The organism is Halorubrum rubrum (assembly GCF_024494685.1).
In the GTDB taxonomy this organism is placed as follows: Archaea; Halobacteriota; Halobacteria; order Halobacteriales; family Haloferacaceae; genus Halorubrum; species Halorubrum rubrum.
On the sequence record NZ_JANHDM010000008.1, the window covers coordinates 71512 to 85222 of the forward strand.

Sequence of the window (13711 nt, forward strand, 5' to 3'; positions counted from 1 at the left end):
GACGCCACGGAACGCCGATCTCGCGGCGATCGGCTCCGAAGAGCTAACCGACCCGCGGTCGAACGAGTTCCCGTGAGTGACCCCGATCGCGACGGTTCGACCGCCGACGGAGCGGCCGATGGCGGAGCGGCCGCCGACGGATCGATCGGGCTCGAGGGCACTCGGGAGGGAGACCCGCCGCGAGCGCGCTGGCGACCCGCCGCCGCGTTCGCCGTCGTCGTGCTCGTCGCGTCCGTCCTCCCCGTGCCGGGGGGCGGAACCGGAGGGGAGGGGATCGGCCGGCTTGCCGCCGACGTGATCTCCCCGACGGACCCGTTCCATCTCGTCGGCTACGCGGTCCTCGCCGCGCTGTCGGCGCGCGCGACGGGTCGCGGCATCCGTGGGTCGCTCGCCGCCGCGACGGTCGCGGTTGCCTTCGGATTCGGCGTGGAACTGGTCCAGACGGCGATCCCCTGGCGGACGTTCGCGTGGCGGGACTCCCTCGTCAACGCGATCGGCGCGACGGCGGGCGTCGTCGTGGGATGGATATTTGGGCCGTCCCGACGAGACGCCGACGCATGGTCCCCACCGAACTGACCGTCCTCTCCGCGTTCGCCGCCGTCGTGTTGTTCGCCTGGTCGCCGCTTCTGGCCGTGGATCGGCTCCGCGCGCTGTTCGTCTGGCCGACGCGAACTCTCCTCGCGAACTACCTCGTCGTCGGGGCGGGCGTGGTCGTGATTCAGGTCCTGTCGTACTTCGGCGCCGTCCTCCTCGTCGCCGGCACCGGCTCCGTCACGGGGGGCGAGGCGGCCGGGATCGTCGCCGGCGTGGTCGCCGCGAACGTCCTCGTTCCGGGGCTGGCCGCGCTCGCGTGTCTGCGGCTCCTCCCCGAGCGCGGCGTCTGGTCGCCCGAGTCGCCCTCCGGTCTCGGCGGCCGCGTCGCGCTCGCGGTCGGCGTGGGCTGGTACGCCGTCGTCGCGTCGGCCACGTTCGTCGCCTTCGCGCTCGGGATCATGTTCGCGAACCTGCCGACGTGATCGCGAACCTGCCGACGTGACCGCTCGACGGTCACGCGACGCTCCGCCGTGACGACACGGCTTTACGCGCTCGGCCGCTTTCCCCGACAATGAGCCAACCGAGCCCCGAAGCCTACGAGCAGGGGCGCGGCATGGACGCGCACAACGCGGTCATGCGCGACATCCGCGCCGAGCGCTCGGAGACGTACGATCCGACGGAGCCGACCAGGGTCTGGATCGACGAGGACAACACCCCCGACGGGGTGGTGAACTCGCTCACGATCATCCTGAACACCGGCGGCTGCCGGTGGGCCCGCGCCGGCGGCTGTACCATGTGCGGCTACGTCGCCGAGTCCGTCGAGGGCGGCAGCGTGAGCCACGAGGACCTCACGACCCAGATCGAGGCCTGCTTGGAACACGAGCGCGAGAACGCCGAGGAGCCCGCCGAGCTGATCAAGATCTACACCTCCGGTTCCTTCCTCGACGAGCGCGAGGTCCCCGCGGAGACGAGACGGGCGATAGCCGAGACGTTCGCCGACCGCGAGCGGATCGTCGTCGAGTCGCTGCCGGACTTCGTCGACCGCGAGAAGGTCGGGGACTTCGCCGACCACGGGATCGCGACCGACGTGGCCGTCGGGCTCGAGACCGCGACCGACCGCGTCCGCCGCGACTGCGTGAACAAGTACTTCGACTTCGCCGACTTCGAGGACGCCTGCGCCGAGGCGGCCGCCGCCGACGCCGCGTTCGACGCCGACGTGGGCGTCAAGGCGTACCTCCTCCTGAAGCCGCCGTTCCTCGCGGAGCCGGAGGCCGCCGCGGACATGGTGGACTCGATCCGGCGCTGCGCCGCCGTCGACGGGTGTCACACCGTCTCGATGAACCCGACGAACGTCCAGCGGTACACGATGGTCGACGAGCTGTTCTTCGAGGGGGGCTACCGGCCGCCGTGGCTCTGGACGGTCGCGCACGTGCTCGAGGAGACCGCCGACGTCGACGCCATCGTCGTCTCCGACCCGGTCGGCCACGGCTCCGACCGGGGCGCGCACAACTGCGGCGAGTGCGACGACCGGGTCCAGACCGCGATCAAGGACTTCGACCGCCGGCAGGACCCGAGCGTCTTCGAGCAGGTCTCCTGTGCATGCGAGGACACCTGGGAGGTCGTCATGGCGGAGGAGACGAGCTACAACATGCCGCTGGCGCGGTAGGGGATCCGGAGACCCGTCCGGGCGGAGATCGCCCGAACTCACCCGTCGTCCGTCGGCGTCTCGGTCGACCGTGGCGGGTCGGACGGCGGCCCCTCGGCCGGGTCGGTCGCGGTCGTCGCGGAGTCGGCGTTCCGACGCGTCCATCGCCCGAGCAGGTGGACGAGGGCCGCGCCGACGAGCACCAGCGCGCCGGCGGCGGCGAATCCCCACGCGTAGCTCGTCGCGGCGAGTCGCCCCCCGATCACGCTCCCGACGGTCCCGGCGAGCGCGCTCAACGCGGCGTACACGCCGAGCGCCTCGCCGCGGACGGAGAGGGGCGCGAGCCGGGTCACGAGCGTCCCGGCCGTGACCGCGATCACCGCCCACGTGAGCCCGACGACCCCGAACACGACGGTCATACCGAGGTAGCCGAGCGCCGACACGCCGAGTGCGCCCCCGACGACGAAGACCAGCGGGAACGCGATCCCCCGCGCCGAGAGCCCCAGCACCTGGAGCGACATCGGGTCGCGCCGGCCGGAAGCCTCCCCGACCCGCTCGAAGACCGCCGCCGAGGCGACGCTGCTGACCAGGTAGAGGGCGAACGCGCCGTCCGAGCCGACGCCGATGTCGGTGAGATACGCCGGAAGCGGCGCGAAGAAGGCGGCGAAGCCGGTGAAACACAGCGTGATCGCGCCGAAGTAGAGCGCGAGCGTCGGGGTGAACCGCTCGGCGAGCCGCTCCGGGTGGAGCCGCCGGAAGTCCGCGCGTCCGACCGCGAGCGGGAACGTCGCCGCCCGGACGCTGAAGCGGTTCGCCCGCCTGAGGGCCCGCCGGAGCCGTCGGGGCGACACCTCGGCCGACTCGGCGTCGGCCGGGAGCCACCGGATCGAGGCGAGCAGTCCGCCGCCCGCGAGGGCGGCGAGCGCGAGGAGCAGACCCCCGATCCCGCTCGCGTCTCCGAGGCGGGTCGCCGCTCCCGTCCACGCCACGCCGAGCAGGAGCCCGAGCGCCCAGCCGGTCCCCTGGTACTCGTTCAACTCGCCGATCCGCGCGCTCCACTCCGCTTCGGGCGCGCCGGCGACCGCGAGCAGCGTGACGACCGGCGTGGCGGCCGCGAACGCGAACCAGACGACGCCGTTGACGGCGATCACGGCGGGGATCGACTCGAGGACGGGCAGGACCGCAAGCGAGACGACGAGCAGCGCGAGCGTGCCCAGCACGAGCCCCCGTCGCCGCCCCGTTCGGTCGGCGAGCCGACCGAAGACGAGCGCGCCGGGGACGCCGACGGCGGCGGCGACCGCGGCGAGCGTGCCGAGGGTGGCCGCCGATCCGCCGAGCTCGACGACGTACAGCGGGACGACGAGCGACGCCCCGCCGAAGGCGACCCCGGCGAGCCCCCACGCGTACAGCCACGACTTCGACATACGAACCATCACGCGGTCGAGGACACATAACTCGGGCGGGACGGACGGGGCGACGAGCGGGGAGGGGTGACGATCGGGGATCCGGACCGCTCGGGCGGGAACTTCAAGCCGAGGGGGAACCTACGCCACGTATGGTTCCAGGGCGCGCGGGCGGAACGCGCACAACCGGGGTGGACGGCGCCCGCCCCTGAGGTCGTCGGCGTCGACATCAGCGGCCGCCACGAGGAGGAGGGCGAGTACCTGATGGTCGCGGCCGCGGTCCACGCCATCGTCGACTCCAGCCGGATCCGCTCGGTCGAGGGGATCGGGTTCGCCAGCGTGCGGGAGGGGCCGACCCTCGAGGCGACGGTCGACCTCGTCGCCGAGGCGGTGGGGAACCTCCCCGAGCCGCCGGCGTGTCCGATCGTCTCCGAGCACGGGGAGTTCTACGAGGAGCCCGCGGAGCGGATCGGACTGAGCTTCCAGCCCGAGTTTAAATACGTCGAGAGCATAGGCGAACGCGAAACAGTGCAGGCCGCACATCACGCCGCGTACGCCGCTCGGGGGCTGCTCCTGTGACGGGGAGTCCCGACCGGCCTGGCCCGACGGATCGAGCGGACCGAGGAGCCGACGGCGGAGGGACCGGCGACCGCCGGGCGATCGTCGCGAAGCGCGTCGACGCCGGCGACGCCGACCTGACAGAGATCTCCCGGCTCGCGGAGGCCGCGGGCTACGAGGTCGTCGGCGGGCTCACCCAGACCCGCACCGAGGACGCCGCGTTCATGTTCGGCGAGGGGAAGGTCGCGGAGCTTCGCGACCTCGTCCGCGAGCGCGACGCCGACTGCGTCGTGATCGACAACGACGTGGGGCCCTACCAGACGTTCAATATCGGCGGAAAACTGCCAGAGGGCGTCGAGGTGATAGACCGGTTCACGCTCATCCTCGAGATCTTCGGCCAGCGCGCGGAGACGCGGAAGGCCCAGCTCCAGGTCGAGCTCGCGGAGCTGCGGTACGAGCTCCCGCGCGCGGAGGCGAAGGCCAGCCTGGCGAAACGCGACGAGCGCCCCGGCTTCATGGGGCTCGGCGAGTACGACGAGAGCGTCGAGCGCGACATCAAACGGCAGATCTCCGAGATCCGCGACGAGCTGGAGTCGATCGCGGAGAAGGAGCAGGCCCGCCGCGAGCAGCGCCGCGACTCCGGGTTCGACCTGGTCGCGCTCGCGGGCTACACCAACGCGGGGAAGTCGACGCTGATGCGGCAGCTGGCGGCCGAACTCGACGTCGACGAGAACGAGGACCGCCACCCGGACCTCGCCCGGACCGCCGAGTCGGAGGACATGCTCTTCACCACGCTCGGCACGACGACCCGCCGGGCGGAGATGGAGAAACGGGACGTACTGTTAACGGACACGGTCGGGTTCATCGCGGACCTTCCCCACTGGCTCGTGGAGTCGTTCGAGTCGACGCTCGACTCGGTGTACCGCGCGGACCTCGTCTTGCTCGTGGTGGACGCGAGCGAGCCGGTGCCGGAGATGCGCGAGAAGCTCGTCACGAGCCACGACACGCTGTACGAGCGCAACGAGGCCCCCATCGTCACCGTCTTCAACAAGATCGACCGGCTCGAGCCCGGCGAGCTGGCGGACAAGCGCGCCGCGCTCTCGGGGCTCGCGCCGGACCCGGTCGCCGTCTCGGCGCGGACGGGGGCGGGCGTCGCGGAGCTTCGCGACCGCGTGGAGGCCGAGCTCCCGGAGTGGGAGCGCGAGCGGCTGATGTTGCCCGTCTCCGACGACGCGATGAGCCTCGTCTCGTGGATCCACGACCACGCGTACGTCGACGAGGAGACGTACGCCGACGAGCACGTCACGCTCGCCTTCGAGGCCAAGCCGTCGATCGTCTCTCGCGCGCGTTCGAAGGCGGCGGAGCTGGCCCCGACCAGTTCGACGTAGTCGATCTCGTTCCCTCCGATCGCTCGGAACTCATCCGGCATCAGCGGTCGTCCGGAGCGGCGAGCACGCGACCTCTTCGATCGTCGTTCGTCACCTCGGAGGAGAGTACCACAACAACTAATTGCTCGTTATTCCATGCTACGCCATGCCGAGCCAGATCCGGGTCCTGTGCGTCGACGACGACCCGGACTTCGCGGGGCTGACGGCGACCTATCTCGAGTGCCGGAACGACCGGTTCGTCGTCGAGACGGCGACGAGTCCCGAACGGGGACTGGACCTGATCGAGGAGCGGCCGCCCGACTGCGTCGTCTCGGACTACGAGATGCCCGGCATGAACGGGATCGAGTTCCTGCGGGCCGTCCGCGAGGACCGTTCGGATCTGCCGTTCATCCTCTACACCGGAAAGGGCAGCGAGGAGGTGGCGAGCGACGCCATCTCGGCCGGCGTGACCGACTATCTCCGAAAGCAGTCCGGCACCCACCAGTACGCCGTCCTGGCCAACCGCGTGAGTAACGCCGTCGACCAGGCCCGCGCCGAGCGCCGACTCCGGGAGGAGCGCCGGCGGTTTCAGCTCCTGTTCGAACGGCTCACCCAGCCGACCGTCGAGGTCGAGTACGAGGACGACGAGCCGATCGTCAGACGCGTCAACCCCGCCTTCGAGGAGGTGTTCGGCTACGAGGCGACCGAGATCGTCGGCGACTCCCTCGACGCCTACATCGTTCCGCCGGGAAACGAGGAGGGGGCCTCGCGGATCAACCGGCGCGTTCAGGACGGCGGGGGCCTCGAATCGGTGGAGGTCGTGCGCCGCACGACGGAGGGGGAACGGGAGTTCCTCCTACAGAACGCGGTCTACGACGACGGCTCGGGCGGGTTCGCCATCTACACCCACGTGACCGGTCGGAAGCCGTGAACGGGTGGCGGCCCTCGCCGCCGGTCTCGACCGTTTAATACGCCGGAAACCGATCGGACGGGTAATGGGAAACGCGGACCTGCGCGACCTCGCGTCGATACGGGCGGTCGCCTTCGAGGAACTCGAGGGGAGCGTCGTCGCCGTCGACGCGCACAACTGGCTGTACCGCTACCTCACGACGACGGTGAAGTGGACGAGCGACGCCGCCTACACGACCGCCGACGGAGTCGAGGTCGCCAACCTGCTCGGGATCGTCCAGGGGCTCCCGAAGTTCTTCGAACACGATCTGACGCCGGTGATGGTGTTCGACGGCGACGTGACGGACCTGAAGGCGGACGAGGTGGCCGACCGCCGGGAGAAACGCGAGCGCGCCGAGGAGCGGCAGGCGGCCGCCGCGGAGCGCGGCGACGCCGTCGAGGCCGCCCGCCTCTCCGCGCGGACCCAGCGGCTCACCGACACGATCCAGGAGACCACTCGCGAGCTGTTCGCGCTCCTCGACGTGCCGGTCGTCGAGGCCCCCGCCGAGGGGGAGGCGCAGTGCGCCCACATGGCCGCGACGGGGAGCGTCGACCACGCCGGCAGCGAGGACTACGACACCCTACTCTTCGGCGCGCCGACGACGCTCCGCCAGCTGACGAGCAAGGGCGACCCGGAGCTGATGGACCTGGAGGCGACGCTCGAGGCGCTCGAACTCGACCGCGAGGGGCTCGTCGACGTCGCCATGCTGTGTGGCACCGACTTCAACGAGGGCGTTCGCGGCGTCGGGCCGAAGACGGCGGTGTCGGCGGTGAAAGAACACGGCGATCTGTGGGGCGTCCTCGCGGCGCGCGACGCCTCGATCCCCAACGCCGAGGCCGTCCGCGAGTTCTTCCTCGATCCGCCCGTTTCGGACGTCGATTTCGATTCGACGATCGAACCGGACGTCGAGGCCGCCCGATCGTACGTGGTCGACGAGTGGGGCGTCGACGCCGACGAGGTCGCCCGCGGCTTCGAGCGTATCCGGGAGTCCCAGGTCCAGACGGGACTGGATCGTTGGACGTGAGCGGGCGTCGTCTCCCCACGTCACGCCCGCCGAGCGTGTCCCGCCACACCGACGATCGTGATCCCTTCTCGTCGCACCGACGATCGTGATCCTCGTGGACACGTGTCGTCCGGGCGTCTGACGCCGCGGTAGGTTTACGTTCGTTCCTCGCCAATCGGGGGGATATGAAGGTCCTGGTAGCCGGCGGAACCGGTTTCATCGGGTCGTACCTCTGTCGCGCGCTCGCCGAGGGCGACCACGAGGTGACCGCGATGTCGCGGTCGCCAGCGGAGACCCCCGAGGGGGTCGACTCCGCCGTCGGCGACGTCACGGCGTACGACTCCATCGCGCCCGCGATCGAGGGCCACGACGCGGTGGTGAACCTCGTCGCGCTCTCGCCGCTCTTCGAGCCGAAAGGGGGCAACGTGATGCACGACCGGGTCCACCGTGCCGGGACCGAGAACCTCGTCCGGGCGGCCGAGGGGGCCGACGTCGATCGTTTCATTCAGATGAGCGCGCTCGGGGCCGATCCCGACGGCGACACCGCCTACATCCGCGCGAAGGGGCAAGCCGAGGCGATCGTCCGCGAGAGCGACCTCGAGTGGACGGTGTTTCGTCCCTCGGTCGTCTTCGGCGAGGGCGGCGAGTTCGTCTCGTTCACGAAGCGGCTCAAGGGGATGTTCGCGCCGGGCGTGCCCCTGTACCCTCTCCCCGGCGGGGGGAGGACGCGCTTCCAGCCGATCCACGTCGAGGACCTCGTCCCGATGCTCGCGGCCGCCCTCGAGTCCGACGAACACGTCGGGGAGGTGTACGAGGTGGGTGGCCCCGAGACGCTGACGCTTCGGGAGGTGACGAACCTCGTCTACGAGGCCGAGCGCAAGGGGGTCACGATCGTCCCGCTGCCGATGCCGCTGGCGCGACTCGGGCTCACGGTGTTGGGTGCCGTACCGGGGTTCCCGATGGGGGGAGACCAGTACCGGTCGCTGAAGTTCGACAACACGACCGCCGACAACGACGTGGACGCGTTCGGCGTCGACGAGTCGGAGATGACCACGCTCGCGGCGTATCTCGGCGTCGAATGACCGCGATCGTCCCCCCGAGCGTCGGGACCGCCGCCGGGGCGATCCCGCGACGATCGCCCGACCCGGCGGAGGCGTTCGGGGACCGGCGACCCGTGTGGATCTCAGGACTGGTAACGCCATCAGAAGCCTTATGGTCCAGATCCCACTCTGGTCGTTTCAAAGACGGAGGGAGTTCAATATGAAACTGGCAATGATCGGATTCGGACAGGCGGGTGGGAAAGTCGTCGACAAGTTCCTGGAGTACGACAAACGGACGGGTTCGGAGATCGTGCGCGCCGCCGCGGCGGTGAACACGGCCAAGGCCGACCTCATGGGGCTCGAACACGTCCCCGAGAGCCAGCGCGTGCTCATCGGACAGTCCCGCGTGAAGGGACACGGCGTCGGCGCGGACAACGAGCTCGGCGCGGAGATCGCCGAGGAGGACATCGACGAAGTACAGGGGGCGATCGACTCGATCCCGGTCCACGAGGTGGACGCGTTCCTCGTCGTGGCGGGACTCGGCGGCGGCACCGGATCGGGAGGTGCGCCGGTGCTCGCGAAACACTTGAAGCGGATCTACACGGAGCCCGTCTACGGGCTCGGCGTGCTTCCCGGCAGCGACGAGGGCGGCATCTACACCCTGAACGCGGCCCGGTCGTTCCAGACGTTCGTCCGCGAGGTCGACAACCTGATGGTGTTCGACAACGACGCCTGGCGGAAGACGGGCGAGTCCGTTCAGGGCGGCTACGAGGAGATCAACGAGGAGATCGTCCGACGCTTCGGGATCCTCTTCGGCGCGGGCGAGATCCAGCAGGGCCAGGAGGTCGCGGAGAGCGTCGTCGACTCCTCGGAGATCATCAACACGCTCTCGGGCGGCGGCGTCTCCACGGTCGGCTACGCCGAAGAGGAGGTCGAAGAGCGCAGCTCCGGCGGGCTCCTCTCGCGGCTCCGCAACGACGACGGCGGCGACGAGCTCGACAGCGCGCACACCACCAATCGGATCACGAGCCTCGTTCGCAAGGCGGCGCTCGGCCGGCTCACGCTCCCGTGTGAGATCGAGGGTGCGGAGCGCGCGCTGCTCGTGCTCGCGGGACCGCCCGAGTACCTCAACCGGAAGGGCATCGAGCGCGGCCGCAAGTGGCTCGAAGAGCAGACGGGCTCGATGGAGGTCCGCGGCGGCGACTACCCGTACCGCGGCGCGGGCTTCGTCGCCACCGTGATCCTGCTCGCGGGCGTCACGAACGTCCCGCGGATCAAGGAGCTCCAGGAGGTCGCCATCGAGGCGCAGGACAACCTCGACGAGATCCGCGAGGAGAGCGACGAGAACCTCGACAACCTCGTCAGCGACGACAGCGACGAGCTCGAGTCGCTGTTCTAGGCGACTGCCGAATGGAGGTCCTCGTCCCCTTCTCCGCCGACCGACCGAAATCGCGGCTCGCGGACGCCCTCTCTCCCTCCGAGCGGGCCGCGTTCGTGCGGACGATGCTCGCCGACGTGCTGGCGGCGATAGACGACGCCGGCGGCGATCCGCTGCTTCTCGCGACCGAGGCGTTCGACCCGACCGACGAGCCGACGGTCCCCCTCGATCCGCCGGTCGCCGTCGACGACCGACCCCTCACCGACGCGGTCAACGCCCTCCTCGCGGAGCGCCGACCGGGAGACGGGACCGACCCGGTCGCGATCGTGATGGCCGACCTCGCGATCGCGACCCCGGAGTCGTTTCGGGAACTGTTCGCGGTCGGCCGCGAGACGGGGGTCGCGATCGCCCCCGGTCGCGGCGGCGGCACGAACGCGCTCGTCGTCTCCCGCCCCGAGTTCCGGGTCGACTACCACGGCGCGTCGTACCTCGACCACCGCGAGATAGCGACGGATGCGGGGCTGAGCGTCGAGACCATCGACTCCCACCGGCTCGCGACCGACGTGGACGAGCCAGGCGACCTGGCGGAGGTGCTGATCCACGGCGAGGGCCGGGCGGCGACGTGGCTGCGCGAGACCGGCTTCGCGCTCGACGCGTCCGGCGGCCGAGTCGCGGCCGTCCGGAAGTGAGCGAACCGGCTCCGCCGAGACCGACTCCGAACGCGGAGGGCGGGCCACTGCGCGCCTCCACCGTTCACCGCCGATACTGACAAGTGAGCGAGGTCCCTGTCGTACGCTAGACGTATGCCGACGGAGGTCGAGGAGACGCTGTCGAACAGGCTCGGCGTCGCTCCGGACGACCTCTCCGTACTCGTCACGCACCTCTTTCTCGCCGTCGGAATCGCGTTCTTTCGCTGGGACCTCGGCGAGGTCGTACTGGTCTACCTGATCGACGTCGCCGTCACCGTCGTCCTGTTCGGAACCGTGGCGCTGTTCGCGGCACAGCCGGTCGACGGCGGCGAAGCCGAAAAGTGGCGAGAGGAGCCGACCCCGCTCGAGGTAGCTCCGTTCCTCCCGCCGCTGTACAAGCGAAACGTCGGGCTGGTCGCGAGCGAACTGTTCAGGGGAGGGTTCTTCTTCTGTTTCTTCGCCGCGATGGCGCTCTCGCTCTTCGAGTGGACGCTCTCGTCGGTGCTCTCGATGTCGGTCGGCGTCACGATACTCGCCGTCTGCGGCTCTCAGCTGGTGCGCGTCTGGCGTCAGTTCCTCACGGACGGGTCGTACCGGGACCGGTCGCCGGGGGACGCGATCGAGGTCGCCCTCCGTCCGATCGGCCGACTGGTCGTTATCGCGCTGTACGTGATCGCACCGATCACCGCCGCGCTCGGATTCACCTTGATCCTCCTGCTCGACGTGGAGTCGGTATCGGCCGTCCCGTACGGGGACAGGATCGTCCTGTTGGCGTACGTGGTCCCTATCGGAGCCGCCAGCGTGTGGCTGCGGAACGACCGGTTCGAGGTCGGGCTCCAGTACGAGAACTGACATCCCCCCCGCGCTGAAGCGCGAGGCTTTCTCCTCAACTCTCCGTAACCGGATTCGGTGTCGCCAAGGGATCCGCAACCGCGATCCTTTTTGAACGCCGACCGCGAGTGACGGCCGTGTTCGCCGGTGCCGACGAGTACGGGATCGACGTCGCGGTCGACGATCGGGCGGTCGAGCGGCTGCTCTCGGTCTCTCCCGCCGACGTCGACGCGGCCGAAGGACTCAGCTTCGCCCGGAACGTCTTCGTGCCGCTGACGACCGCCTGCCGGTACACCTGTACGTACTGTACCTACTACGACGTGCCGGGGGAGGCGTCGCTGCTCTCGCCCGAGGGAGTGCGGGAGCGGTGTCGGGTCGGCGCGGACGCGGGCTGTACGGAGGCGCTGTTCACCTTCGGCGACGAGCCGGACGAGCGCTACACGGCGATACACGAGCGGCTCGACGAGTGGGGGTTCGAGTCGATCCACGACTACCTCTACCGGGCCTGCGAGATCGCCTTGGAGGAGGGGCTGCTTCCGCACTCGAACCCCGGCGACCTCACGGAGGAAGGGTTCGCGAGGCTGCGCGAGGTGAACGCCTCGATGGGCGTGATGCTGGAGACGACCGCCGACGTCGACGCCCACAGCGGGGGCCGGCGGAAGACCCCCGGCCAGCGGCTGAACACGATCCGAGCGGCGGGTCGGCGGGGCGTCCCGTTCACGACCGGGATCCTCGTGGGCATCGGCGAGGGGTGGCGGGACCGCGCGGAGAGCCTGCTCGCGATCCGCGAGCTCCACGAGCGACACGGCCACGTCCAGGAGGTCATCGTCCAGAACGTCGTCCCGAACGAGCGGTCGGACTTCGCGAAGCCGGACCTGGAGACGATGCGGCGGGTCGTGGCGATGGCGCGGGCCGCGCTGCCGCCGGAAGTGTCGGTCCAGGTGCCGCCGAACCTCTCGCCCGCGGCCGACCTCGTCGACTGCGGGATCGACGACCTCGGCGGCGTCTCGCCCGTCACGGACGACTACATCAATCCCGAGTACGCCTGGCCCGACCTCGACGGGCTCCGGGCGGTCGCGGACGCCGGCGGGATTCCCCTCAGAGAACGGCTCCCCACCTACGCCAGGTACCTCCCCGAGGACGTTCGGCCGACCGGCGTCGAGCCGGCACCACCCCCGACGAACCGCGACGCGTGGATCCCGCCCGCGGTCCGCGACCGGATCCGCGACGACGACGTCCACGGGCGACGACTGGCGGCGGTCGCCCGCGGCGAGGGGCCGCTCGACCCCCGTCCGGCGCGCGGCGACTGAGGCCGCTCGCTCGCGGCGAGCGCGGTGGCGGACACCGATCCGGCGGGGATAAACAACTGCGCTGCCAGTACCTTCTTTAAATACCTCCCCGAATGGGTGGACGATGGTACCACTACAGTTCGGGCTGTCGGGGATCGCGGCGACGATCGCGGTGTTCCTGTTCGCCGCGTTCAAGTTCGTCGCCGGTTTCGTCGCCGTGTTGGTGCTCGGGAAGCTCGTCTTCGTTCCCGGCGTGGAGCGGGCGATCGCGTCCCGCGGACTGGACGAGGCGGTGAAGAGCCTGGGATCGAGCGTCGCGAACGCGGTCGTCTGGGTCGCGGCGGTCGCGATCGGGTTCACGCTCGCGGGGTACGGCGCGTTCCTCTCGGCGTTCGCCGTCTTCGGCGGCGCGATCGCGCTCGCGGTCGGCTTCGCCGCACAGGACCTCCTGGGGAACTTCGTCGCCGGGATCTTCATCCTGAAGGACAAGCCGTTCGAGGTCGGCGACTGGATCGAGTGGAACGGCAACGCGGGCCGCGTTGAGGACATCGACCTGCGCGTCTCGCGGGTCCGAACGTTCGACAACGAGCGGATCACGGTGCCGAACGGCGACCTCGCGAACAACGCCGTCACCAATCCGGTCGCCTACGAGACGCTCCGCCAGAAGTTCGTCTTCGGCATCGGCTACGACGACGACATCGCGCAGGCGACCGACATCGTCGTCGAGAAGGCGGAGGAACACGCGGAGATCCTCGACGACCCCGCACCGTCGGTTCGCGTGGTCGAGCTCGGCGACTCCGCCGTGGGACTCCAGTCGCGCTGGTGGATCGACGAGCCCGACCGCGGCGACTTCGTCCGGGTGCGCTCGGAGTACGTCACCGCGGTGAAGGAGGCCTTCGACGAGGCCGGCATCGACATGCCGTACGTCCACCGGCAGCTCACCGGCAGCGTCGAGGTCATCGAGTCCGTCGCGGACGAGTAACGCCGCGATCTCTCCCCCCGTCGGAGATCTGGCGTCCGTTCGG

Annotated in this window: 14 protein-coding genes; 13 read left to right on the plus strand and 1 reads right to left on the minus strand. The window is 70.2% G+C overall.

Annotated elements, in window-relative coordinates; all coding sequences use genetic code 11:
* The first annotated feature begins 72 nt into the window (after window positions 1–72).
* The 3 genes from NO889_RS10055 to NO889_RS10065 all read left to right on the plus strand — a co-directional run bounded on the left by NO889_RS10055 (window position 73) and on the right by NO889_RS10065 (window position 2200).
* Window positions 73–576, plus strand: a complete 504-nt coding sequence (locus NO889_RS10055; protein ID WP_256412119.1) for a VanZ family protein — start codon at window positions 73–75, stop codon at window positions 574–576.
* Entirely contained in the window at window positions 558–1016 is a 459-nt protein-coding gene (locus tag NO889_RS10060) for a DUF8162 family protein (RefSeq protein ID WP_256412120.1), read from the plus strand. The genes NO889_RS10055 and NO889_RS10060 overlap by 19 nt, the downstream gene beginning before the upstream one ends.
* 89 nt (window positions 1017–1105) lie before the next feature.
* On the plus strand, window positions 1106–2200 hold the full coding sequence (locus NO889_RS10065) for an archaeosine biosynthesis radical SAM protein RaSEA (protein WP_256412121.1): 1095 nt from the start codon (window positions 1106–1108) through the stop codon (window positions 2198–2200).
* Window positions 2201–2238: 38 nt separating this feature from the next.
* Here the strand turns inward: NO889_RS10065 and NO889_RS10070 are convergent, their stop codons facing one another.
* Window positions 2239–3603 (minus strand): MFS transporter, encoded by a 1365-nt coding sequence (locus NO889_RS10070; protein ID WP_343217970.1) that lies wholly within the window; start codon window positions 3601–3603, stop codon window positions 2239–2241.
* A gap of 207 nt (window positions 3604–3810) precedes the next feature.
* On the opposite strand from NO889_RS10070, the gene NO889_RS10075 reads away from it, so the two are divergent.
* The 10 genes from NO889_RS10075 to NO889_RS10120 all read left to right on the plus strand — a co-directional run bounded on the left by NO889_RS10075 (window position 3811) and on the right by NO889_RS10120 (window position 13668).
* Window positions 3811–4161 carry a DUF2209 family protein gene (locus NO889_RS10075; protein WP_256412219.1) on the plus strand — a complete coding sequence of 117 codons (351 nt, stop codon included), beginning with the start codon at window positions 3811–3813 and terminating at the stop codon, window positions 4159–4161.
* Window positions 4158–5528: a GTPase HflX gene (hflX, locus tag NO889_RS10080; RefSeq protein WP_379787275.1), complete on the plus strand. Its 1371-nt coding sequence runs from the start codon at window positions 4158–4160 to the stop codon at window positions 5526–5528. Before NO889_RS10075 ends, hflX begins: the two co-directional genes overlap by 4 nt.
* Before the next feature lie 145 nt (window positions 5529–5673).
* Window positions 5674–6438, plus strand: a complete 765-nt coding sequence (locus NO889_RS10085) for a response regulator (RefSeq protein WP_256412123.1) — start codon at window positions 5674–5676, stop codon at window positions 6436–6438.
* Window positions 6439–6502: 64 nt separating this feature from the next.
* Entirely contained in the window at window positions 6503–7480 is a 978-nt protein-coding gene (gene fen, locus NO889_RS10090) for a flap endonuclease-1 (RefSeq protein ID WP_256412124.1), read from the plus strand.
* Between the two features lie 164 nt (window positions 7481–7644).
* A complete protein-coding gene (locus NO889_RS10095; RefSeq protein ID WP_256412125.1) occupies window positions 7645–8541 on the plus strand; it encodes a complex I NDUFA9 subunit family protein in 897 nt (298 codons plus the stop codon).
* Window positions 8542–8719: 178 nt separating this feature from the next.
* Entirely contained in the window at window positions 8720–9898 is a 1179-nt protein-coding gene (locus NO889_RS10100; RefSeq protein WP_256412126.1) for a tubulin/FtsZ family protein, read from the plus strand.
* 11 nt (window positions 9899–9909) lie between these two features.
* A complete protein-coding gene (gene cofC / locus NO889_RS10105; RefSeq protein WP_256412127.1) occupies window positions 9910–10566 on the plus strand; it encodes a 2-phospho-L-lactate guanylyltransferase in 657 nt (218 codons plus the stop codon).
* Between the two features lie 114 nt (window positions 10567–10680).
* Window positions 10681–11418 (plus strand): DUF6498-containing protein, encoded by a 738-nt coding sequence (locus NO889_RS10110; RefSeq protein ID WP_256412128.1) that lies wholly within the window; start codon window positions 10681–10683, stop codon window positions 11416–11418.
* Window positions 11419–11534: 116 nt separating this feature from the next.
* The gene (cofG, locus tag NO889_RS10115; protein ID WP_256412129.1) at window positions 11535–12707 is read left to right on the plus strand and encodes a 7,8-didemethyl-8-hydroxy-5-deazariboflavin synthase subunit CofG; all 1173 of its coding nucleotides are present in this window, start codon (window positions 11535–11537) and stop codon (window positions 12705–12707) included.
* Window positions 12708–12810: 103 nt separating this feature from the next.
* Window positions 12811–13668: a mechanosensitive ion channel family protein gene (locus NO889_RS10120; RefSeq protein WP_256412130.1), complete on the plus strand. Its 858-nt coding sequence runs from the start codon at window positions 12811–12813 to the stop codon at window positions 13666–13668.
* Window positions 13669–13711: the final 43 nt, after the last annotated feature.